Source organism: Gordonia sp. L191, from assembly GCF_030077625.1.
GTDB classification, from domain to species: Bacteria; Actinomycetota; Actinomycetes; order Mycobacteriales; family Mycobacteriaceae; genus Gordonia; species Gordonia polyisoprenivorans_A.
This window is the reverse complement of the sequence record NZ_CP125996.1, coordinates 5,550,271-5,573,318: the sequence shown is the minus strand read 5'-3', so window position 1 is coordinate 5,573,318 and position 23,048 is coordinate 5,550,271. Positions and strand designations below refer to the sequence as shown.

Genomic DNA, 23,048 nt, shown 5'->3' with positions numbered 1-23,048 from the left:
ACCGATGCCCGGCACGGCCGCCGGACCCGAAACACCCACGCCGACCATCCTTCTGGTGTCCAGCAACCACGCCGATGCCCTGTCCGACGAGTTCGGCCGGTACCGACGCGACTACCACGTACGCTGCGTGTCCTCGGCGATCGAGGCCATCACCACCCTCGGGCAACTGTCCTCGCAGGGTGAACCGATCGCGCTCATCGTCGCCGAATCCGAACTACCGGACATGCCGATCCTCGAGGCACTCGGCACCTTCCGCAGCATCGTCCCCACCGCCCGACGCGTCGTCGTCATCCACTGGGACCGCTTCGCCGCGACGTCGGAGACACTGCGGATTCCGTTGCGCAAGGGCAAGTTCGACACGTTCCTGCTCATGCCGCGAGGAGCCCGGGACGAGGAGTTCCACTACGCCATCACCGAGATGCTCTCCGACTGGGGAGCCACGATCGCCGCGCCCGTCGTCGAGTCGATTCGCATCATCGCCGACACGGAAAGCCCACTGACACTGGAGATTCGGGACCTCCTCGACCGCATGGGGATGCCGCACCGCACCCACACCCCCGACAGTCCCGCCGGCCGCGAGGCGCAGGCGGCCTTCGACCACAGCGCAATCGACGGCACCGACACCCCCGACGGCCCGAGGTTCCCCCTGGTCCAGTCGATGGTCAGCAAGGCCCACCGCACGGTCATCGCCCCGCACTCGGCGCGCGATGTATCGGTGATGATGTACGGACGCCCGTCGGATGTGGCCGAGGACTCCGTGGTGGATCTCGCGATCGCCGGAGCCGGTCCGGCCGGCCTGGCCGCCGCGGTCTACGCCGCCAGCGAGGGGCTGTCGACGGTGGTCATCGAGTCCTCGGCGATCGGCGGCCAGGCCGGCACGAGTTCGATGATCCGCAACTACCTCGGCTTCCCGCGCGGCATCTCCGGCATGCGGCTGGCCCAGCGCGCCCGCACCCAGGCGGTGCGCTTCGGCGCGCGGTTCTATTCGGGATGGGCCGTCGAACGACTCGATGTCGGCGTCGAGAACCGGCCGCATTGTCTGATCACCGATGGTGGCGACGTGCGCGCACACGCGGTACTCATCGCCAGCGGGGTCGCCTACCGCCGGCTCGGCGTCGACTCCCTCGAAGCACTCGTCGGACTCGGGGTGTTCTATGGGGCGGCGATGTCGGCGGCCCGCGAGATGGAAGGTCGCGACGTCATCGTCGTCGGCGGCGGCAACTCCGCCGGGCAGGCCGCGATCCACCTCGCCCGATTTGCGCGATCGGTGACGATTGTCGTTCGGCGCGCCGACCTCACCTCGACGATGTCGCAGTACCTGATCGGCGAGATCGCCTATCACCCGCGGATCAGCGTGTGCGGCGGGTGCGAGGTCGTCGACGGCGGTGGATCGCCGACGTTGGATCGGATCACGCTGCGCCACCGCAGCACCGGCATGCTCGAGGAGCGGGCCGTCGGCGGTCTGTTCCTGCTCATCGGCGCGGAGCCGCACTGTGAGTGGATTCCCGACGACATCGCCCGTGACGCACGCGGTTTCGTGCTCACCGGGCGTGATGTTCCCAAGGATCGCTGGGGTGACGGGCTACCGCCGGCAAATCTGGCGACCAGCGCACCGGGCGTGTTCGCGGCCGGCGACATCCGTTCGGGGTCGATGAAGCGTGTCGCTTCGGCGTCCGGGGAGGGTGCCGGTGTGGTCCCGCTGGTACACCAGTGGGTGGAGGCCAGAGCGCTCGGCTGACAGCGGCTCAGTCATCGAGCGCGGCGTGGAACTCCGCGACCCGCGGCCACGTCTGGCTTGTGGCCGCCTCACCGGCGATCAGGCCGAGATGGCTGGTCTCGACGGTGGTGAAGTGCACCTGCGGAGAATCGGCGAGCACTTCCACCCCGTGACGCACCGCCTGCCAGCTGGCGATGGCGTCGCGGTGACTGCCGAACAGCGCGATCGGCACTCCGATTGAGGTGAGGTCCACGCGGCGTCCGCCGAAATCGACCACACCGGACGCGAGTTCGCCGCGGTAGACGAAGTTCTGCCACATCTGTTCCGACACCTTGCCCGCATATCCGGGCATCGAGTTCTGGAAGCGATCGATGACCTGCATGCGTGCCAGCGCCTCGGTGTCGTGGGCGTTGCGCATGATGTAGCCGGGCTTTTTCAGTTCCCGCTGCCACGCGGTCCCGCGGTAGGCGATGCGCACCAGCGGGGCGGGGATGCCGCCGAATGCCCGCAATGCCGCGGTGACGGCCTTGCCGCCGGTCGGCTTCATCACCTTCTTGACCAGCGGATACGGAGGCACCGCGTCGTAATCCAGGGGTGTGCCGATGGCGGCGATCGAGCGGATCGGCAGTTCCGGGTGCGCGGCGGCCGTCAACAAGCTGATCGTTCCGCCGATACTCCACGCCACCAGATCCACCTGATCGGCGCCCGGGTGGTCGTCGAGGACCCGGCCGATGGCCTGCGGGACGATGTCGTCGAAGTAGTCCTCGAACCCCATGTCCCGCTCGGCGCGACCGACCTCACCGAAGTCCACCACATACGGCACCCGACCGATCTCGAGGAACTGTTCGACCACCGATTGACCGGGTCCGAGATCGTAGCAACGCGCCGACACCGCGAGCGGCGGTACGAGCAACACCGGCGGCCGCCCCGTGGCGCGGGCCGCGGCGAACTGCTCGTCGGTGCCGTATCGCCGCAGCTCACGGTGTGCGCCCGGGTACAGGACGGTGTGCGGGGTCTCGATGTCCGGGGCCACCTGATGTCCACCCGCCAAACGCAGGACCAGCAGGGCACCATCGAGTGTCGACATGCGCCGCAATCTACGCGACCGGCCGCCGGCGATCTCTATGAGGCGTGCTCACGGGAGTCGGCGTCGGAGTCCTCGTCCCAGAATCCGACGGCCGCGAGACTGCGGATCAGTCGGTCGCGGGCATCGGCGAATCGCGCGTGGATCTCCTCGCGGATCGCGCTCTCGTCACCGTCGCGCAGATAACCGATGAGACGACGATGACTGGCCACCGCCTGCCGACCCCACTCGGAGTCCTGGGCGTACAGCTCATCGGGCGAATACTTGTTGGCGGAGAACAGGAACCACGCCAGCTTCTTGCTGTGCGCCATCAGGTTCACCCGACGGTGAAAGGCGAACTCGCGATCCAGGACCCGGTCGGCGTTGCCCGCGGTCACCGCCTTCTCCAAGTCGTCGACGATCTCGGCGAGGTCGGTGAGGCTTCTCGGGAGGTCCGGATCGGCGATGGCGTGGGTCGCCAGCCGCGCCGACAACTCGGCCTGCATCCAGAAGATGTCGACGATGTCGCCGCGTCCCAGGCTCTCCACGATGAAGCCGCGATGCGGTGACGACCGGACCAATCCCTCCCCGCGCAGCGTCACCAGCGCCTCACGTACCGGTGTGACGCTGCAACCGAGCGCCGATGCGGTCTCGTCGAGCCGGATGAACTCCCCCGGCCGGATCTCGCCGGTCATGATGCGCGTCCGCAGATGGTCGGCGACCTCGTCGGTGAGCTGTCGACGACCCAGCCGCACAGCAGCCATCGCCTGTCCTCCTGTCCTCATCCCCGTCCCGACGACTCGATGACCGAGGCCGGACGGGCGCGGTGGCGGCGCTCGTTCGGCCGTCGCAGGGCCGCGGGGTATATACGATCAGTCAACCGTACGGTGCGCACGCTCGCCAGCGGATGGATCGGGCGATTGTCACGTAGACGTGGACGGTGACAGCCGACGGACCCGACACCCGAACTTTCGGGCCTCTCAGAGCACAACAACCCGCTTTCCCCACCGGCATAATTAACACGATGAACTCCTCGTCGCGTGTCGCCGTGGTCGGCACCCTCAATCTCGACCAGGTGGTGCACGTCGAGCGTCTACCCGCCGACGGTGAGACGGTCCTCGGGCTGTCGGAGACGGAGCGGCCGGGCGGCAAGGGCGCCAATCAGGCCGCGGCAGCGGCGGCGATCACCTCGACGTCGCTGATCGCCGCGGTCGGGGACGACGCGGCGGGCACCACGATGCTCGAACATCAACGTGCTCAGGGTGTCGACGTCGAGCACGTTCGTCGCGTCACCGGCCTCAGCGGACGGGCGGTCATCGAGGTCGACGCCGACGGCACCAACCGGATCATCGTGCTCTCCGGTGCGAATGCCGAGCTGACCGCCGACCACGTCACGGCGTCCTTGAACGCTCTGGACCCCGAAGTGGTTCTCACACAGTTGGAGTCGCCCCGCGAAGTCACCGACGCCGCGGCACGGTGGTGCCGAGCCCATCTAAGGCGCTTCGCCCTCAATCCCAGTCCAGTTGCGGCACTGGATGATTCGATACTGACACTCGCCGACCCGCTGGTCGTCAACGAGATCGAGGCCGCCTACTACGGCACGGCCGACGATCTCGAGCCTCTGGCACAACGGCTTCGGTCACGCTGCACGTCGGCGGTCATCACCCTGGGCGCCGAGGGGGTGCTCGTCGTCGACGACGGCCGGGTCACCCGCATCAACGTGCGCGGAGTCACCGCCGTCGACACCACCGGGGCCGGTGACGTCTTCGCCGGAACCCTGGTCGCGCACCTCGCCGCCGGCATCGAGCTTCCCGAGGCGGCGGCGCTCGCCGCGGACACCGCAACCGATTTCGTGTCCCGACCCCGCAACTGACGACCCACAATCGATCCCCTCAGTCCGCGGCACCAAGCCGATCCTCAGGGCGAAACGGCTCGGCAACCGTCCCGGCGACCACCGACTCGGCGAGCGCCTCGCCGAGGACCGGTGCGTGTTTGAAGAGATTGTGTCCGGCAATCACGTAGGCGTTGCCCGACTTCCAGATCGCCACCCCGTCGTCGCCCCAGGGCAGACGCGTGACCCAGCAGTGCACATTGCCGATCGGTTCGTGGACAAGCCCGGGAAGTGCTCGCGAGGCGTAAGCGATCGCATTGTCGGCCGAGCGGGCCAGTGCGTCGACGTCGTCGATGGCTCCGTCATCATGGGCGACAACCGAATCGGAGAGACCCAGCCCGAACGCGGAGCGGTCGGGATAGGCCGCGGCATATACGCCCGACACCCCGAACGCTCCGCTGCCGTCCTGCAGTGTCGGCAGCCGGTCGGGAACCTCGCGCAGGGCGAACGACACCCGGACGTGCGCACCGAGTTCGACCGGTATCGCCACCGAGAGCGCCCGGGCCAGGGCCGCGCTACCGCGTCCGGCTGCCACCACCACCGCGGCGTGCGTGGATACCGTTGTCGGGGTGCGTATCTCGACTCCGTCGGAGCGGTCGCGCACGGTGATCGCCTGCTCGGCGATCAGCCCGGCCCCGGTCGTTGCCTCTCGTGCCTCGTCCGCCAGACGCGCAATCGCCGTTCGGGTGTCGATCGACCCGCCATTCGGGTCGAATACCGCGCCGCCGTTGTAGGCGCCGAGTATCGGTAGCAGCGAGGCCAGTTCGTCACGGTCGACGAGTCGCGCCCCGATGTCGGGGTGATCTTCGAGGAGGGCCAGCCGTCGCACGGCGGTCGGTCCGAGCGCGAGCGCACCGTCGTCGCTGACGAGTCGCACACCGAAGGTGTCCTCCCAGTCGCGCCACTGCCGTCGCGCCCGGACCGCGAGTGCCACCATCCGCGGATCGTCGTGCGCGTGCCGAAAGATTCGCGATACTCCGGCCGACTGTCCCGAACCGGGCGTTCCCGACTCGAAGACCGTCACCGAGTACCCACGGGAACGTACCGCGTGTGCCGCCGACAGTCCGACGATGCCCGCGCCGATGACGGCGACGTCCGAGGTGGTGGTCATGTGCCCGACAGTACAAGCGCACGGCTTCTGACACGACAGGGTTTGGACGCGACTGCTCTGGGGTAACCGGGACAGCCGGGGGAGAGAACAGACGCGAAAGGAGCAGCACCATGGCTGAAGAACTCAAGGGAATCACCGTCGCATTTCTCGTCGCACCCGAGGGCATCGAGCAGGTCGAGCTCACCGAGCCGTGGCGGGCGGTCGAAGAGGTCGGCGGCACGCCGAGATTGGTGTCCACCGACAGCGGCACCGTGCAGGCGTTCGAGCATCTCGACAAGGCCGATACCTTCGACGTCGACGCCACCACCGACACCATCACCCCCGACGACTTCGACGCGCTCGTGTTGCCGGGTGGGGTGGCCAACCCGGACTACCTGCGCACGGTCGAGTCCGCGGTCGACTTCATCAAGGGCTTCTTCGACGCGGGCAAGCCGGTCGCCGCGATCTGCCACGCACCGTGGACCCTCGTCGAAGCCGATGTGGTCCGGGGTCGCTCGATCACCTCGTGGCCGAGTGTGAAGACCGACATCGCCAATGCCGGCGGCAACTGGGTGGACGAAGAGGTGGTGGTGGATCGCAACGGGACCAACACCCTCATCACCAGCCGCAAACCGGACGATCTGGCCGCCTTCAACTCCGCACTCGTCGTGGAGTTCGGCCGCAGAACTGCAGACGCCTGAGTACCGCCGACCCCTGAGTAGCGCCCCCGGCGTCGCGTATATCGATTCGCAGACGCCGGGGAACACCATGCTGTCCGATTCGGTCCGGACTGCGATTGAATAGGCATCAGTGTTGTCGCGTCGGGCGATGACCCCGGCGGAAGACCGCGACGATGTCACCGGACACCAGCACGAGTCAGAGTCCTACCCGCACCCTGCGCGTGGCGCTCGCCATGCGTGGTGGAGTGAGCATGGCGGTATGGATCGGCGGGGTGATCGCGGAACTCGATCTGTTGCGGCGGGCCACCGATGACACCTCTGATACGTCGGGCCGCGCGAAGATCTATCGTGAGTTGCTCGGCGAAGCCCACTACAAGGGTGTGGAGTTCGACATCCTCGCCGGAGCCAGCGCGGGTGGGCTCAATGCGGTGCTGTTCGCACTGGCGCAAAGCTATGGGGTGGTCACCGATTCCATCGTCCGCGAGACGTGGGAGAACGACGGCGGTCTCTGGGATCTGCTGCGCAGCCCCGCCGACAATGCCGCTGCGGATCGATGGTCCGGCTTTCGCGCCGTCGACTCCGTGTTGTCCGGCGACTGCCGATTCCTGACCCTTGCCGTCGGCGCGGTGAACAAGATCGCCGCCGCGCCGAGACTGTCGAAGCGACCGCCACCGCAAGCACTGAGCGTCGAACTCGCCGCCACCCTGCTCCCCGACCCGGACAAGCAGGTGACCACCGCCCGCGGCGGGTTCTCCTTCACCCGCCGGCCCGGTGGCCTCGGCTCGCAGTACTCGACGATTCCCGGATTGGGCGACGACGAGGCCGCCGCCGAGATCGCTCGGCAGGCCATAGCACTGGCCATCCGATCGACGTCCTCGTTCCCGGGTGCCTTCGAACCGGCCACGGTGTATTCGATCGACTCACCCGAGGAGATCGCGCCGAACACCGGCGGAAAACCCAACATGGACAGAGTGTTTCCGTTCGCTCGCGCTGCCACGGGTGACGACACAGCAGGCAGCACCACCGCGCCCGGGGAGGCACCTTTTCTCGTCATCGACGGTGGGGTCTTCGACAACATCCCGATCGACCGGGCGATCCGCGCCATCCAACGCGCCCCTGCGTCCGCGCCCACCGAGCGCGTGCTGATGTACCTCGACCCACAACCACCCGCGCAACCCGAGCCCATCCCGATGCCGGCGACGGACAATGCGCAGCGACGAGTGCTCGCCAAGCAAACCGCCCAGTTGTCGCGCTGGCTCAACGTCATTCGCTCCGGCATGTCGATGAAGAGTCGACAGGAGTCGGCCGAGGACGAGATCACCTACATCCGCGAGCACAACGACAGAGTCCTCGCACTGCGCGGGCGCACCGAGGAACTCGCCGCGTGGTTGGGAAACGCCCCAGGTGCTCTGCCGAGCATTCCGGTGAGCCGCTACATCCAGTCCCGGATCGGTTCCGACGCACAGCATTACAGCGAGATTCTCACTGAACCCCACACGATGCTGTTCACCCCGCCGTTCCGGGCCGCGCCACGCACACCCGTCGAACCGCTGATCAGCCTACGTATCAAAGATGCACTCGCGCAGGCCTACACGAGGGTCACCCCAGGATCGGCGGCAGCCGGCTCCGACGCGCAGGCCCAGTCGGTGATGAGCCGCGGGGACGTCACCGCCGCCATCGATGCGACGCAATTCCTGATCGCCTGGGCCCGTGCACTCGAGGGCGCAGGAGTCGGTGCCGCGAGCGCGTTCAAGCCCTCGCTGTATCGCTGCGGCGCCGTGCTCCTGCAAGCCCGTCATCTCACCGTCGACACCGAGCTGGCGTCGGTGTCCGCGGACCCAGAGCAGTGGACCGATGCACTCGTCGACGGTATCGCCGCGCAAGACGCGCTGACCATCAGTGCTGATGTCAACAATGCACTGGCCCAGGGCAACAGCGTCGACGACGCCACCTTCTACAGCGCCCTGTCACCGTCGACCGAGGCGAGCGGAGTCAGTCTCACATCCGGCGCCGACTCCTCGGCTCTCCTCACCACGATCTGGACCCACCTCCACGCACACCTGGCAGCCCTCGTGACCGCCTGCGCGCGCGCCAACGAGGAGTTCTGGAATGAGTCCTTGTATCACGCTCTGGCTCAGAGACTTCCCGCGGAGACCACATACACCGCGTACGAGATCGTGCGCCTCATCGCGGTGTCGGGCGGACCCGACACCCAGTCGGTCATCCGCTACCACCAGATCACAGGCGACGAGCCGCCGGCCACTGCCGACTCCGACTACCTCAAAGCCCTTCGCGCCGACGCCGTGGCCACCCAGTTGGAGGCATGGCTCAAGCACGACACCGCGATCGACGCCATCGATCCGCAACTGTTGTCCGAGTGGATGACCAAGATCGATGGTCTCCAACGCGCCGAGGACAAACTCTGCGGCACACCCCTGGCCCGCTTCGCCGGCTTTCTCGACTGGCGGTGGCGTGCGAGCGACTGGCGTTGGGGCCGAGTCAATGCCGCGTCGGGCATCGTCGACCTCCTCCTGCCGGACGATCCGCGTGCCGACGCCGAGCAGAAGACGCGGCAGGACGCGCGGCGGCACGACTACAAGGAGAGACTTCAGAGCGATATCGTCACCGAAGACCCCGACGCCCAAGCGATTCCCGCGCGGGGCCTCGGCGCCATCACCGACCTCCCGTCGTCGTATCGTGTGGGTCTCGTGTCGCGCGCGTCCGGTCTGGTGATCCGGGCGTTGCAGCCGGCGTCGATCTTTCCGAGCCCAGTCAAGAAGTCCGTCGTGATCCTCGGTGTCGCACTGTTGCGCGTCATCCCGGTCCTGTTGGGGTTGATCGTCGACCCGCTGCGCCTGCTGATCGCGCTGGCGGCGACTCTCCTGACGTCCTTTCTCCTGCCGGGCGATTCCGAGACGGGCCCGGTGCTCTGGTACACCGTCTCCGCTCTCACCGGCCTCATCGGCCTTCTGTTGGTCGCACGTTCCCTTGCCGCAGACAGCAAGTGGCGCAACATGAACCGCCGGCTGGAACAAACCGTCACCGGCGGTCCACACGAGTCCTGGCTCGGTGCCCTGCACTTCGCGGAGGAGGAGACACGCAAGTGGCGTCAGTGGACCGCCGCGGTGGGCGTCGGCTGTATCGCTGCCGCGGTGATCACCGGCGTCCTCACCTGTGAACGCGTGGTGACGCGCTACCAGATCGAACCGTTGCTCATCGTGTGGGTACTCGTCGCCGGTGGGGCGATCACGCTCACCGTCCGGTGCACGAAAATGCCTCCCGCACTGGCATACAACCCGCCGGTCGTCGAAGGATTGGGCCGACGACTGCGCCGGCGGGTTCCCCTCGTCGTCGCAGTGGTGTTCATCGTCGCGATCGTCGTCACCGCGTTCTGGGGTGACGCCACCCCGCCGAGCGCCCCGATCTACACCGCGGTGCTCGCCGCGGTGTGCAGCGCCGTCCTCGTCGCGTGTTCGCTGTGGGGGTGGACCTCGGCCGCCCAGGTCTACACCTACGCGGCTCCCGCCGCGGTCCTCTCGGGGGCGATCGCCGCGGCCTTCGACGTCTGGGTCATCCCGGATTCGGCGCTGCCCCTGACCGTCCTCGTTCCGGTGATCGTGTGGTGGCTCTACCTCGCGGTGTTCCTGGGCAACGTCACACCACGCACCTCGGAGGAGATGGGTTTGCGCCCAACCGACTAAGCGGTGGTCGTGTGCCTTTGCGGCTCGCACTTCGAGAAGAGGTCCCTGGTTTGCTGGTCTGCCGGGAGGAATGTTTCGAGATGCAGCTCCTCCAAAGAGACGTCAGTCGCCGTCTCCAGCTGGGTCGAGACGCTGAAGAACCGCAGAGTCCCTTCGGCGGAATCGAGTTCGAGAGTGAGAACGGGCCCGGCTCCGGGTGGCGCGCTGAGCACATCTGGAACGTTCGACACGATGTCGTCGGCAAGCTCGAGATGGCGGGGATCGTGAGTGCGATTCGCCCGATGGGTGACCTGCCGGTACAGATGGCCGGCCCAGGTGTTGAGATTGCGGATGCGGGTGGAGATCCCGTCGGGATGCAGGCACACACGCAGCACGTTGACCGGCGGCTCGAGGAGTGCGGGTGCACATCCTGCCAATAGACCTTCCGTCGCATCGTTGGCGTCGATGATGTTCCAATAGCCGTCCAGAATGAGTGCAGGATAAGGGCGATGGGCATCGAGCAGATCGCGTAAGCCGTCCATCACGGCCGCGACCGAAGCGTCATCCCGATCACGGGCCTCGTACCGGGGCGCGTACCCGCCGGCAAGAAGAACTCGATTGCGCTCTCGAAGTGGTAGGTCCAATTGTTCGGCGAGATGGAGGAGCATGTCGACGCTGGGGTGCGCCTTGCCTGTCTCCACCCGGCTCACATGTCGACTGGACACACCGGAGCGGTTCGACAGCTCCTGCTGGCTGAGCCTGCGGCGCTCTCGCCAGATCCGGAGCATGGCACCCGCACTGTCGGCGTTCATGGGTGTCGCAACCATGAACGAAAGAGTAGACAGCGCACGTCCAGTCGGCCATGACCTCCAAGGTCATGGCCCACACGCATCAGTCATCGTCAGACTCCTTGCGGGAAACCTATTCCCGCAAGGAAGGAAGAATGATGATGAACGACATCGCAGAGAAGTACCTGCAAACGTGGAACGCCACCGGGAACGACCGGGCGGATCTCCTTGCCGCCGTCTGGTCGCCTTCGGTCTCCTACGTTGATCCGCTCGCGGAAGTCAGCGGTCACGCCGGCGTGAGCGCCGTGATCGATGGCGTGCACGAACAGTTCCCCGAATTCGTGTTCTCCAAACTCAGCGACGTGGACGCTCACCATCGGCAACTGCGATTCCACTGGGGGCTCGGGCCGGCCGGATCAGAGCCGGTGGTTGTCGGTTTCGACGTGATAGTCCTCGATGAGCAGGGCAGGATCCACGACGTCCGGGGATTCCTCGACAAAGTGCCGGCGTGACATTCCACGTCACCGGAACCGGTGGAGTGCCGCAAGTATCGCGGCACTCCACCCAACCTCTCCACGCAACCGCAGGCGCCACCCACTACCGTCAACGCATGAACACGGCGCACGACCCCACCCCGCCCGATCCCGCCCGGCACCTGATTCGCTACGGCGGGAGTTTCTCGCCCGAGCTGATCGCCCGCGCCGAGGGCAGCTTCGTCTACACGGTCGACGGTCGGCGCATCCTCGATTTCACCTCTGGGCAGATGTCGGCGATCCTGGGGCACTCGCATCCCGAGATCGTGGCGACGGTGTCCCGGCAGGTAGCAACGCTCGATCACCTGTTCAGCGGGATGCTCTCCGAGCCGGTCCTCGAACTCGCCGCGCGACTGGCCGATTCGTTGCCCGCGCCGCTGGAGAAGGCGTTGCTGCTGACCACGGGAGCCGAGTCGAACGAGGCCGCGATCCGGCTCGCCAAACTCGTCACCGGCAAGCATGAGATCGTGTCGTTCGCGCGGTCGTGGCACGGCATGACGCATGCGGCCGCGGCAGCGACCTACAGCGCCGGTCGTGGCGGTTACGGTCCGGTGTCACCGGGGAACTACGCGCTGCCGACCCCGGATGCGTTCCGCCCCGACTTCACCCGTCCCGACGGCACCCTGGATTGGGAGCGTCAACTGGACTTCGGTTTCGGGCTCATCGACGCCCAGTCCGTCGGCTCGCTGGCCGCATGCATCGTCGAGCCGATCCTCTCCTCCGGAGGTGTCATCGATCTGCCGCCGGGCTATCTGGCTGCACTGCAACGCAAATGCCGTGATCGCGACATGCTCCTCATCCTCGACGAGGCGCAGACCGGGTTGTGTCGCACCGGCAATTGGTATGCCTTTCAGCGCGACGGCGTCCTCCCCGACATCCTCACCCTGTCCAAGACGCTGGGCGCCGGTCTGCCGCTCGCGGCGACCATCACCTCGGCGGAGATCGAGCAGACCGCCCACGACCGTGGGTTCTTGTTCTTCACCACCCATGTCTCCGACCCGCTGGTCGCCGCCGTCGGCAACACCGTTCTCGATGTGCTGGAACGTGATCGGCTCGACGAGCGCGCCACCGCCGCCGGAAAACTGTTGCGGGAGGGCTTGCGCGACATCGCTCGTCGCCACGCCGTCGTCGGCGACATCCGCGGGCGCGGGCTGCTGCAGGGACTCGAACTCGTCGAGCCCGGCGACCCCGATGCCAGCGCCGACCGGCTGGGGGCCGCGGTGACCCGTCGGTGCTTCGAGCTCGGGCTGCACATGAATGTGGTGCAGCTACCGGGTATGGGCGGCACGTTCCGGATCGCACCGCCACTCACCGCATCCGACGACGAACTCGGGCTCGGCCTCGAGATCCTGGAGCAGGCGATCGCCGAGAGCGTCTGAGTCAGGCGTCTTTGGCGTCGAGCGCGGCGGCGACGTCCGCCGGGAACCCGCCGGTGGCGATCGGCCCCCACGACGTGGGCGTGACCCGGATCAGCGACTTGTTCTGCAGTCGCATCGCTGCACGGTATTCATCCCAATCGGGGTGCTCACCGGAGATCGACCGGAAGTAGTCGACGAGACCGTCCTCGGCGTCGGGCATGTCGAGGACCTCCGCGGTGCCGTCGACCTGAACCCACGGGCCGTTCCACTCGTCGGAGATGACGCACAGGCTGACCTGCGGGCGCTTCTTGGCGTTCGTGGTTTTCGCGCGTCCCGGATAGGTGGCGATCACGATGCGGCCCTGGTCGTCGACGCCGCCGCTGACCGGCGAGATCTGCGGGGCGCCCGAGTCCCGGGTGGTGAGCAGCAACATCTTGTGGCGCGGCCGCAGGAACTCTTCGAGCTCGGCCTTCTCGACATCGGTGGCGGTGGCAATCGTTCTGGGCATGTCTCCACCGTAGGTGACGCGCGACATCCGGCGGACACGTCTCGGTCCCGAGGTCGCCCGCCACGCCGGGCACCGGGCTTATGGTGTGACAGACCCCGAGCGAAGGAGAGACCACCATGTCCGATGCTCCGACCGTGGTGGCCCCACCGCCCACCGCAGGTCTTCGCGAATTGACCGTGCGCGGCGTGATTCTCGGCGGCCTGATCACGCTGGTGTTCACCGCGGCCAACGTCTACCTGGGCCTCAAGGTGGGTCTGACCTTCGCCACGGCCATCCCGGCCGCGGTGATCTCGATGGCGGTGCTGCGCTTCTTCTCCCACCACTCCATCGTCGAGAACAACATCGTGCAGACGATCGCGTCGGCCGCGGGTACCTTGTCGGCGATCATCTTCGTCATCCCCGGTCTGGTGATGATCGGATGGTGGACCGGATTTCCGTACTGGATCACCCTCGCGGTCTGCGCGGTCGGCGGCATCCTCGGCGTCATGTATTCGATTCCGCTGCGTCGCGCGCTGGTCACCGGCTCGGACCTGCCGTACCCGGAAGGTGTTGCCGCAGCTGAGGTCTTGAAAGTCGGCGAGACCTCCGAGGGTGTGGAGAGCAACCGGGCCGGCCTCAAGGCGATCATCATCGGTTCGGTCGGATCGGCCCTGTTCGCCCTGCTGGCGAAGATGCGGATTTTCACCGACTCCGTGTCGGCGGTCTTCCGGATCGGCAGTGGCGGAAGCATGTTCGGCGCAAGCCTGTCGCTGGCCCTGATCGGCGTCGGCCATCTGGTGGGCCTGACCGTCGGTATCGCGATGCTCGTGGGACTGGTCATCTCGTTCTTCATCCTGATGCCGATCTACTCGTGGGGCGATTTCACGGCCGCGACCGGCGCCATCGGCGACACCATCGACACCGTTTTCTCCTCCGACGTCCGGCTCATCGGCGCGGGGACCATCGCCGTCGCCGCCGTGTGGACTCTCCTCAAGATCATGCGGCCGATCATCACCGGCATCTCCGGCGCGCTCACCTCCGCGCGCTCACGCCGCGCCGGGGTCACCGTCGACATCACCGAACGCGACATCCCGTTCCCGTACGTCATCGGCACCGTGGTGGTGATGCTCATCCCGATCGGGCTGCTGCTGTGGGACTTCGTCCACACCGCGAAAGCCGGCTCGTCGTCGATGCCGCTCGTCGGGTCGGCCGGCGGCATCATCACCGTCACCATCGTGTTCGTCGCCATCATCGGCCTGGTGGTCGCGGCGGTCTGCGGCTACATGGCCGGTCTGATCGGATCGTCGAACAGCCCTATCTCCGGTGTCGGCATTCTCGTGGTGATCATCGCCGCGGTGCTGATCAAGGTCGTCTACGGCACCGCGACCGGCGACCAGACCGACGCACTGATCGCGTACACGTTGTTCGCGTCGGCGATCGTCTTCGGCGTGGCCACCATCTCCAACGACAACCTGCAAGACCTCAAGACCGGTCAGCTGGTCGGTGCCACACCGTGGAAACAGCAGGTCGCGCTCATCATCGGCGTGCTGTTCGGGTCGGCGGTCATCCCGCCGATCCTCGGGCTGATGAACGATTCGTTCGGCTTTGCCGGTATGCCCGGCGCCGGCGAGGACGCCCTGTCGGCGCCGCAGGCGCAACTGCTGTCCACTCTTGCCAAGGGCGTGCTCGGCGGGTCGCTGGACTGGGGTCTGCTCGGCATCGGCGCACTCATCGGGATCGGCGTCATCATCGTCGACGAGGTGCTCGGGCGGACGACCGGGCGATTGCGGTTGCCTCCGCTGGCCGTCGGTATGGGCATGTACCTGCCGATGTCGTTGACGCTGATCATCCCGGTCGGCGCGATCCTCGGTGTGTTCTACAACAAGTGGGCCGACCGTCGGGGCGGCGACGTCGAGCAGAAGAAACGAATCGGTGTGCTCATGGCCACCGGTCTGATCGTCGGCGAGAGTCTGTTCGGCGTGGTCTATGCGGCGATCGTCGCGGCCTCCGGGGACGATGGCGTGCTCGGGGTGGTCGGCGACTCCTTCGAGAACTACGCCAAGTGGCTCGGCATCGTGTTCTTCATCCTGCTCATCCTCGGGCTCTACAAGTGGGCCCAGCGGATCGCGGGGTCGATGGGCGGCACCGGGGTCGGGCCGAGCGAGCCCGTCGACGTCACCAAACGCTGAGGCCGCTCACTGCGCCGGCGGCTCGTCGACGACGATCGCCGACAGCGCCGCCAACATCTGCGCACCCCATGCCTCGTCGAGACCGTCCTCGCGATGCATGAGGGTGTGCAGAATGGCTGCGCCACCGAGCATTTCGACGAAGATCGTCGGGTCCACGTCGACGCGCAGTTCTCCACGTTCGCGAGCGTCCATGAGACGTTCGGCGACGCCGCCGAAGACTCCGGCGAAGCCCGCGAGCACTCGCTGATGCACCGCCGGATCGGCGGCCATATCGGCGATCAGGCCCGGTAGCGCCGCCCGCGTCACGGGACTGCCGAACACCGCGCACACCTCCTCGACCATCTGTGCCACGTCCTCGGAGATCTGTCCGCTCTGCGGCACGAGCGTGGTGAACCGGCCGAACGTGGCGTCGTGTACCAGGTGCGGTTTGGACTCCCATCGCCGATAGATCGCGGTCTTGGTGGTGCCGGCACGATGTGCAACCGCGGCGACCGTCACCCCTGCATATCCGGTCTCGGCCAGCAGTTCACGTGCCGCGTCGAGTACCGCGGTATCGATGCTGTCGTCACGGGGCCGTCCGGCGGTTTTCCGGATTCCGCTGCGGGCGCTCGCGTCCTCTGCTGTCATAACGCTACCGAGCGTAGCGGAATGAGGAAGGAATCACCGATGTCCGACACGGCGCCCCCACACAGCGGTCACACCCCCACGGTCGACACCCACGTCGACCCGTTGCAGCGGTCGGCACGCGACACCTCGGAGGTCCCACTCATCCTCGCCGACTGGATCGGCAGCCGCGGGGACTCCCCTCGCGGTACACCCCAGCTGCACATCGATGCCGGCGTCGACGCGAACGGCATGTCGTCGGAGACGATCATGGTCGATGCGCATTGGCCCGATGGGGGTTCACCGGCCGACGAGCGGTGGGTGATGCGCATGGCGCCGCGACCCGAGGACATCCCCGTCTTCGACACCTACCGACTCGATCACCAATACGAGACGATGCGACTCGCCGCCGAGGCCACCGGCCTGCCGATCCCCCGGATGCGGTGGCTCGAGCCGACGGGCGCGCTGTTGGGTTCGCCGTTCTTCCTGATGGATCGCATCGACGGGCTCGTCCCGCCCGACGTCATGCCCTACACCTTCGGCGACAACTGGCTCTTCGACGCACCCATGGAATATCAACGCGCCCTGCAGGATTCGACGATCGAACTGGTGGCCCAGTTACACTCGATTCCCGAGGCGTCGACGACGTTCGGGTTCTTACGTGAGGGTCAACCGGCTGCGGACTCTGACCTGAAGAGCCGCCTCGCCTGGCTGGCGCAGTGGTACGAGTCGTCGACGACGATCGGCCGGTCCCCACTGGTCGATCGGGCGCTCCCCTGGCTCGAGGACCACTTCCCCGAGGACGTCGCCGCGTCGGATTCGGTACTCATCTGGGGTGATGCGCGGATCGGCAACGTGATCTACCGGGACTTCGCGCCCACGGCGATCCTCGACTGGGAGATGGCCACCCTCGGACCACGCGAACTCGACGTGTCGTGGATGATCTTCGCCCACCAGGTCTTCCAGGAGCTCTGCGGACTCGCCACGCTGCCCGGCATGCCACATTTCCTGCGTGAGAACGACGTTCGCGACACCTACCGAGAACTGACCGGGGTCGAGCTCGGTGACCTGCGCTGGTTCTCGGTGTTCGCCGGGGTCGTCTGGTGCTGTGTGTTCATGCGCGCCGGCGCCCGTCGCGTGCATTTCGGTGAGATCACCCGGCCCGCCGACGTCGACGCCGAACTCTTCTATCACCGCACCCTGCTGGAACGTCTTCTCAAGGAAGGACCATAATGCTCGGACCCACCGACGAATTCCCCATTCACCAACTCCCCCAACCGATCGCATGGCCGGGCAGCTCCGACCGGAACTTCTACGACCGCTCCTATTTCAATGCGCACGACCGCACGGGCGAGATCTTCCTCATCACCGGCATCGGGTACTACCCGAACCTCGGCGTCAAGGATGCGTTCGTCCTCATCAGCCGAGGCGGCACCCACACTGCGGTACACCTGTCCGACGCGATCGACGACGACCGCCTCAATCAGCATGTCGGCAACTATCGTGTCGAGGTCAGCGAACCTCTGCGCTCGTTGCGTATCGTCCTCGACGAGACCGACGGCATTTCTGCCGATCTCACCTTCACCGGACTGTTCGACGCGCTGCAGGAAATGCCGCACGTGATGCGCACCGGTCGGCGGATCACGTTGGACGCCCAGCGTTTCGCACAACTCGGCACGTGGCGTGGACAGCTGGTGATCGACGGTGAGGAGATCACCGTCGACCCGGCGACGTGGCTCGGGTCGCGTGACCGCTCGTGGGGTATCCGCCCCGTCGGCGAGGCCGAACCCGCGGGACGTCCGGCCGACCCCCCGTTCGAAGGGATGTGGTGGAACTACATCCCGATGGCGTTCGACGACTTCGCCCTTGTCCTCATCGTCCAGGAGAACCCCGACGGATTCCGAACCCTCAACGACTGCAGTCGCGTCTGGAAGGACGGTCGAGTCGAGCAACTCGGTTGGCCGCGCGTCTCCGCGCACTACCGCTCGGGCACAAGGATTCCCACCGGTGCCTCGATCGAGATGACCGACTCCGCGGGCGGCACGGTCACGCTCGAGGTCAGGTCGTTGCTGGCCACACCGCTCCACGTCGGCGGCGGGTACGGCGGTGACCCCGACTGGACGCACGGCCTGTGGAAGGGTGAGGGCTTCACCGAGCGGGTGACCTACGATCTGGCCGATCCCGCTGTCGCCGGCCGCATTCCGTTTGGGATGGTCGACCACGTCGGCACCGCGACCTGCCGCGAATCCGACGGCACCACCCGAGAGGGCTGGGGCCTGTTCGAGCACGGCGCCCTCGGCCGCCACGACCCATCCGGCTTCGCCGACTGGCTGTCGGTGGCGCCGTAGCCGGCGGTGCTGCGCGTCGCGCGCCTCCCCTTTGTCGGCGGCCATTCCCCCGATGGTCGAGGACCTTCCCCCCGATGGTCGAGAACCCTTCCTCCCGATGGTCGAGGTGTGAGGCGCGTGCGCCGAGCCTCGAGACCCGTTGAGCCACAGCTGGTTCCACCCCACGAACATAGAGACCGTCACCGCGGATAGGTGACAATCACCCGCCCGCTCCACCGACTCCGCCACTCCACCCGGCGGTGGGTGTAGAGCGTCGGTACCCACTCGGCGAGGTGTTTGCGTTGGTGATCGGCCCGACACAGCGGGATCAGATCACCGAGCACCGTCCACCCACCGGCCTCGGGATCGGCATGGTTGAACGGCCGCCAATGATCGAGGTCGCACAGGTGTGACGGCATCCCGCAGTAGGGGTATCGGCACCAGGCATCGTTGGCGAGCACCTCAGCGCGCAAGGTGGCGCTGGGTGCATAGGTCAATGCCCCAGGGGGTGGCGCGGTGTGACCACCGTGTCCGGTGGGGTCGGCCGGTGGCGCTTGGGGCCGGTCGGAGATCTGCGGGATGAGTGGTCCCGCGGCACGGGCAGATTCGGGGTAGTGGATCGTCTTCGCGACCTCGGACAGGGTGGCCGCGTAGTCGCGGTCGATCGGCCCGTACCCCTGCAACCGGGGCACCAGCACACCGTCGGGATCTTTCAACACCGTCAGTACAGGTGCGCCGGGCACCACCAGGGCACGTCCGAACGCCACCGGCACCTCATCCGGCGTCGGCTCGTCCATGGGGTCGGGGATCTCGGGTTCGGCGACCGGCTCCACCAACTCAACAGGGTCATGCTCATCGGCAGTTTCTGGCGCACTGGAAGGTTCGACGTCGTCGATGTCAGGAGCATCGGCGTCGACAGGTTCGGGGAGCAGGTCGTCCCAGCCTGCCGCGTCCTCGGCATCGGCAGCGTCAGCGGGTGTTTCCGCCGAGTCCCTGTTGACGGCGCCGCCGTTGCCTTTCGGGCAGTCGTCCTGTCCGCATTCGCAGGTGAGGTGGGCGCCCGGGACGCCGGTGATCTCCCCGAGGGCGATCACCCGCAGCGACCCCACTCGACGCGGATCATTGCGGCAGGTCCGTTCATCGATGAGGGCGTTGATCTGCGTCGTGAGAAACACCCCGTAATGGGCGGGAACAACCGCATCCAGAGCGGAGTGCCCCGCAACGTCGGGGGTGATGGTCACGTTCCCCACCAGGTCGGTGAGGGTCTCACGGTCCTCGATAACGCTGTCGGGGTTCATCGAGATCAGTGCGGCGTCGAGTTGTTGCGACAGCACCGGATCGGTCGTGGCGCGGGATCCGTAGTCCAGGACGACCTCCTCGAACGTCATCTCCTCGTTGTCACCGGACTCGTCACCGGTATCGACGCTGTCGCTGGCGCTGTCTGTGGTGTCGGTGTCGCTGCCGCGTTGGGCGGCGCGCGCCATGATCGAGGCCCGGTTGGTGGAGAGTTCCCCGTTTAGGTAGGCGGCGCGGATCAGCGGTAGCTTCTCCAGGAGGTCCGTCAACGCTATCCAACTCCCGGCTTTGCTGCGGGAGACCTTGAACTGCAACGATACTTCGGCGCGGCCGAGTCTCTCGGCATGCTCGACGACCGACCCCCACACACCGCTCTCGGGCCGATCGGCGAGATGCTCGTGAAATACCCGCTCCGCCAGAGCGGCGGCAGCCAGCACCGTCCGGGCCTCGTACTTACGCGATTGACGCAACAACTCCGGGCCGGTCTCGGTGAGCTCATCGCGGGACATGGCTGTGATCGCGGCAGCATCGGCATCCGGATCGGTGAACGTCAACGTCGTCGACACCAGAAACCTCCCTCCCGCGATCGGTGATCCAACCTATGGGCACAAGTGTACGAAGGGGTACCGACAAAACCGTCCCGGCGAATGCCAGGCCGGGGAAATCTGTGGACAAGTCGTCGAGTGGGTAGTGGATGTGGTTGCGATGCTTGTCATCTCCCGGGTCTCGAGGCTCGCCGCACGCGGCTCGCACCTCGACCATCGGGAAGGAACGGTCGAGCATCGGGAGATCCTTTCCGATGGTCGAGGTGCCGAGGAGCGCCAGCGACGAGGCCTCGAGACCCCGCTCACCGATGAGTATCCGCACCACCCGCCGAGCCGGAACCAGCACCGGCGCAACCGGTCTCGAGGCTCGCCGCACGCGGCTCGCACCTCGACCATCGGGGGAAGGGTCGACCATCCGGGGAAAGGAGGGCATCCGCTCGTCGGAAGACCTAACCGAATTGGCCCACTGCGAAACCGATGAGAAGTACTGTCACACCACCGACCTCACCGAGGATGAGTGCGGCCATCGATAGGCGTAGGGCTCGGTCGGGGTGCGCGAACTGATTGGTGGTGTCGCGACGCATGCCGTGCCCGATGTAGGTGAGGATTGCGCCGAGGAAGAACACGATTGGGATGCCGGCGGCCACGAGATCGAGCCACGCGGGCCACGCGCTGAACTGCACGAGCGCAGCAAGCAGGGCCGTGGCAAAGGAGTACATCAGCGCCGCACGGTGGGCGATGTCGACGTAGGGATGCGCGAGGTGATCGGGGGCGGTCAGCATCTGCTGGTACTTCCACACGCCGAGGACCAATGCCAGTAACAAGATCAGACCGGCGACGAACAATACGATCGCGGCCTCGGTGCTCATGCGATCATCGTGCCATGCGCGATCCGCTCTCCACCGGTGGTCTGACCCGTCGCGGGTTGATCATCGATGTGGCGATCGCGGTCGTGTTCGCATTGGTCGCCATCCCGATCCACCTCGGGCAATCCACGTCGGCCGCGGTCACCGCGGGCGTCGTGTCGATCGCCTTGGCGCTGCGTCGGCTGGCACCCAGCGTGATGATCGTGCTGGCCCTGGCCTCGGCGGCGGTGCAGGTATCCACCGACCAGATCGCGGTGGTCGCCTCGCTGGCCTACTTCCCGCTGTTCGCCACCGTCGGCGGACATCCCGATCGTCGGGTGCGGTTCGGTTCCCTTGCGGTGGCGATAGCCGGATGTGTCGTGGCCGGTTGGGAGTTCCCGCACGCCTACGTCGACGCCGCGGGCAACGCGGTCGCCATCCGACTGTTCGGATTTGCCGGTGCAGCCGTCGTCGTCATCGGCGGCTGGGCTTTCGGTTTCATCCGCTACCAGCGCCGCATGGTGCAGCAGGCGTCGGTCGCCGAGACCATCGCCGAACTCGAGCGCAAACGGCTGCTCGATCTCTACGACGAACAATCCGAGCGCACCAGGCTCGCGCGCGACATGCACGATGTGGTGGCGCATTCGCTCGCCGTGGTGGTGGCACAGGCCGAAGGTGCCCGGATGCTGCTCGACGCCGACCCGGACGCCACACGGAAGGCGTTGCACGTCATCGCCGATACCGCGCGAGGAGCGCTCGGCGACGTCCGGGGGCTCCTCGAGCAACTCCGCAATGAGGATGTGCCGTCGGCGTCGCGGTCGGATCGCGACATCCTTTTCGACCGGATGCGGGCGGCCGGCATGACCATCGACAACCAGGAAAGCGGGAACGACGAATCGGTTGATGCCAACATCACCCGGGTCGCCGGGCGCGTGCTCGGCGAGGCACTCACCAACGCCCTCAAGTACGGTGACCTCGCTGTACCCGTCGTCGTGCGTATCGAGTGGACGCGCGGATGCTCGATGACGGTGTGGAATGCGCTGTCGGACAATCCCTTGGCCCCGGGCGGCGCGGGACAGGGTATCGCGGGTATGGCCGAGCGGGCAGCGCAGATCGGCGGAACGCTTCGCAGTGCCCGCGACAACGACGACGGGTGGCTCGTCTCCTTGCAGATCCCCGCACCGCACCCCGATACGACGCGAGAGAACCACGAATCCGGAGGGACACAGACCCTATGATCCGCATCGCCTTGATCGATGACCAACCACTGTTCCGCGGAGGCATCGCCATGATCATCGGTAGCCAACCCGACATGGAGGTGGTCACCGAGGAGTCGACCGCGATCGGCCTTGCCTCGGTGGTCCGCACCACCCGACCCGACATCGTGTTGATGGATGTGCGGATGCCCGGCGTCGACGGCATCACCGCCACCGCCGACCTCATCGCCGATCTCGGCGACGATACACCGAAGGTGTTGGTACTGACCACCTTCGACACCGATGAGGCTGCCGCGTCGGCGATCGCCGCCGGTGCCAGCGGGTTCGTGCTCAAGGACGCCCAGCCCGACTTCCTCCTCGCCGCCATCCGCGCCGTCGTCGACGGCAGCCAGGTGGTCGCCGCATCGGCGACCCGTCGGTTGTTCGAGACACATCGGACACGCGCGGGAGAACCCGGCCCGGAGTACGCACAGTTGACCCCTCGGGAACGCGAGATCCTGGTGCGGGCCGCACACGGCCTGTCCAACGCAGAGATCGCCGCGGCCGAGGTGCTGTCCGAGGCCACGGTCAAGACACACATCTCCCGCATCCTCACCAAACTCGCTCTGCGCGACCGTGTTCAGCTGGTCGTGTACGCCTACGATCACGGCCTCGTCTGACCCGGGACACCCGTCCTGCGCAGCCCGAGGTACATCTCCAGATGTACGACCGACCGACCTGCGATGTATCCGATTTCCAC

Annotated in this window: 19 protein-coding genes; 11 read left to right on the top strand and 8 right to left on the bottom strand. The window is 66.7% G+C overall.

Going from position 1 to position 23,048, the window contains the following annotated elements; all coding sequences use genetic code 11:
* Nucleotides 1-4 precede the first annotated feature (4 nt).
* Nucleotides 5-1,738 carry an NAD(P)/FAD-dependent oxidoreductase gene (locus tag QNM97_RS25075; protein WP_283823320.1) on the top strand — a complete coding sequence of 578 codons (1,734 nt, stop codon included), beginning with the start codon at nucleotides 5-7 and terminating at the stop codon, nucleotides 1,736-1,738.
* A gap of 7 nt (nucleotides 1,739-1,745) precedes the next feature.
* On the opposite strand, the gene QNM97_RS25070 is transcribed toward QNM97_RS25075, so the two are convergent.
* Nucleotides 1,746-2,804, bottom strand: coding sequence for a polyhydroxyalkanoate synthase family protein (locus tag QNM97_RS25070; protein WP_283820809.1), 1,059 nt, complete (start codon nucleotides 2,802-2,804; stop codon nucleotides 1,746-1,748).
* A gap of 35 nt (nucleotides 2,805-2,839) precedes the next feature.
* Nucleotides 2,840-3,544, bottom strand: a complete 705-nt coding sequence (locus QNM97_RS25065; RefSeq protein WP_283820808.1) for a GntR family transcriptional regulator — start codon at nucleotides 3,542-3,544, stop codon at nucleotides 2,840-2,842.
* A gap of 260 nt (nucleotides 3,545-3,804) precedes the next feature.
* Here QNM97_RS25065 and QNM97_RS25060 point away from each other — a divergent pair, with 260 nt between their 5' ends.
* Nucleotides 3,805-4,653: a ribokinase gene (locus tag QNM97_RS25060; protein WP_283820807.1), complete on the top strand. Its 849-nt coding sequence runs from the start codon at nucleotides 3,805-3,807 to the stop codon at nucleotides 4,651-4,653.
* 19 nt (nucleotides 4,654-4,672) lie between these two features.
* On the opposite strand, the gene QNM97_RS25055 is transcribed toward QNM97_RS25060, so the two are convergent.
* Complete coding sequence (locus QNM97_RS25055; RefSeq protein ID WP_283820806.1) at nucleotides 4,673-5,782, bottom strand: NAD(P)/FAD-dependent oxidoreductase; 1,110 nt, start codon at nucleotides 5,780-5,782, stop codon at nucleotides 4,673-4,675.
* Between the two features lie 110 nt (nucleotides 5,783-5,892).
* Here QNM97_RS25055 and QNM97_RS25050 point away from each other — a divergent pair, with 110 nt between their 5' ends.
* Nucleotides 5,893-6,462 carry a type 1 glutamine amidotransferase domain-containing protein gene (locus tag QNM97_RS25050; protein ID WP_283820805.1) on the top strand — a complete coding sequence of 190 codons (570 nt, stop codon included), beginning with the start codon at nucleotides 5,893-5,895 and terminating at the stop codon, nucleotides 6,460-6,462.
* Between the two features lie 230 nt (nucleotides 6,463-6,692).
* The gene (locus QNM97_RS25045; RefSeq protein ID WP_283820804.1) at nucleotides 6,693-10,142 is read left to right on the top strand and encodes a DUF3376 domain-containing protein; all 3,450 of its coding nucleotides are present in this window, start codon (nucleotides 6,693-6,695) and stop codon (nucleotides 10,140-10,142) included.
* Here the strand turns inward: QNM97_RS25045 and QNM97_RS25040 are convergent.
* Nucleotides 10,139-10,933 (bottom strand): helix-turn-helix domain-containing protein, encoded by a 795-nt coding sequence (locus QNM97_RS25040; RefSeq protein ID WP_283820803.1) that lies wholly within the window; start codon nucleotides 10,931-10,933, stop codon nucleotides 10,139-10,141. The genes QNM97_RS25045 and QNM97_RS25040 overlap by 4 nt on opposite strands.
* Nucleotides 10,934-11,067: 134 nt before the next feature.
* Here QNM97_RS25040 and QNM97_RS25035 point away from each other — a divergent pair, with 134 nt between their 5' ends.
* Entirely contained in the window at nucleotides 11,068-11,421 is a 354-nt protein-coding gene (locus tag QNM97_RS25035) for a nuclear transport factor 2 family protein (RefSeq protein ID WP_283823319.1), read from the top strand.
* Nucleotides 11,422-11,519: 98 nt separating this feature from the next.
* Complete coding sequence (locus QNM97_RS25030) at nucleotides 11,520-12,821, top strand: aspartate aminotransferase family protein (protein ID WP_283820802.1); 1,302 nt, start codon at nucleotides 11,520-11,522, stop codon at nucleotides 12,819-12,821.
* Nucleotide 12,822: 1 nt separating this feature from the next.
* Here the strand turns inward: QNM97_RS25030 and QNM97_RS25025 are convergent, their stop codons facing one another.
* Nucleotides 12,823-13,308 (bottom strand): PPOX class F420-dependent oxidoreductase, encoded by a 486-nt coding sequence (locus QNM97_RS25025; RefSeq protein ID WP_283820801.1) that lies wholly within the window; start codon nucleotides 13,306-13,308, stop codon nucleotides 12,823-12,825.
* Between the two features lie 116 nt (nucleotides 13,309-13,424).
* Between QNM97_RS25025 and QNM97_RS25020 the strand changes: the two genes are divergently transcribed.
* The gene (locus tag QNM97_RS25020; protein ID WP_283820800.1) at nucleotides 13,425-15,476 is read left to right on the top strand and encodes an OPT family oligopeptide transporter; all 2,052 of its coding nucleotides are present in this window, start codon (nucleotides 13,425-13,427) and stop codon (nucleotides 15,474-15,476) included.
* 6 nt (nucleotides 15,477-15,482) lie between these two features.
* Here QNM97_RS25020 and QNM97_RS25015 read toward each other — a convergent pair whose 3' ends face one another.
* A complete protein-coding gene (locus tag QNM97_RS25015; RefSeq protein ID WP_283820799.1) occupies nucleotides 15,483-16,103 on the bottom strand; it encodes a TetR/AcrR family transcriptional regulator in 621 nt (206 codons plus the stop codon).
* A gap of 39 nt (nucleotides 16,104-16,142) precedes the next feature.
* Between QNM97_RS25015 and QNM97_RS25010 the strand changes: the two genes are divergently transcribed.
* Complete coding sequence (locus QNM97_RS25010) at nucleotides 16,143-17,312, top strand: phosphotransferase family protein (protein WP_283820798.1); 1,170 nt, start codon at nucleotides 16,143-16,145, stop codon at nucleotides 17,310-17,312.
* A complete protein-coding gene (locus QNM97_RS25005; protein ID WP_283820797.1) occupies nucleotides 17,312-18,427 on the top strand; it encodes an Rv3169 family protein in 1,116 nt (371 codons plus the stop codon). Before QNM97_RS25010 ends, QNM97_RS25005 begins: the two co-directional genes overlap by 1 nt.
* Nucleotides 18,428-18,606: 179 nt before the next feature.
* Here the strand turns inward: QNM97_RS25005 and QNM97_RS25000 are convergent, their stop codons facing one another.
* Both QNM97_RS25000 and QNM97_RS24995 read right to left on the bottom strand, forming a co-directional pair.
* A complete protein-coding gene (locus QNM97_RS25000; RefSeq protein WP_283820796.1) occupies nucleotides 18,607-20,268 on the bottom strand; it encodes an HNH endonuclease signature motif containing protein in 1,662 nt (553 codons plus the stop codon).
* Between the two features lie 428 nt (nucleotides 20,269-20,696).
* The gene (locus QNM97_RS24995; protein WP_265077140.1) at nucleotides 20,697-21,116 is read right to left on the bottom strand and encodes a hypothetical protein; all 420 of its coding nucleotides are present in this window, start codon (nucleotides 21,114-21,116) and stop codon (nucleotides 20,697-20,699) included.
* Between the two features lie 14 nt (nucleotides 21,117-21,130).
* Between QNM97_RS24995 and QNM97_RS24990 the strand changes: the two genes are divergently transcribed.
* Both QNM97_RS24990 and QNM97_RS24985 read left to right on the top strand, forming a co-directional pair.
* A complete protein-coding gene (locus tag QNM97_RS24990; protein WP_283820795.1) occupies nucleotides 21,131-22,330 on the top strand; it encodes a sensor histidine kinase in 1,200 nt (399 codons plus the stop codon).
* A complete protein-coding gene (locus QNM97_RS24985) occupies nucleotides 22,327-22,968 on the top strand; it encodes a response regulator transcription factor (RefSeq protein ID WP_283820794.1) in 642 nt (213 codons plus the stop codon). Before QNM97_RS24990 ends, QNM97_RS24985 begins: the two co-directional genes overlap by 4 nt.
* Nucleotides 22,969-23,048 lie beyond the last annotated feature (80 nt).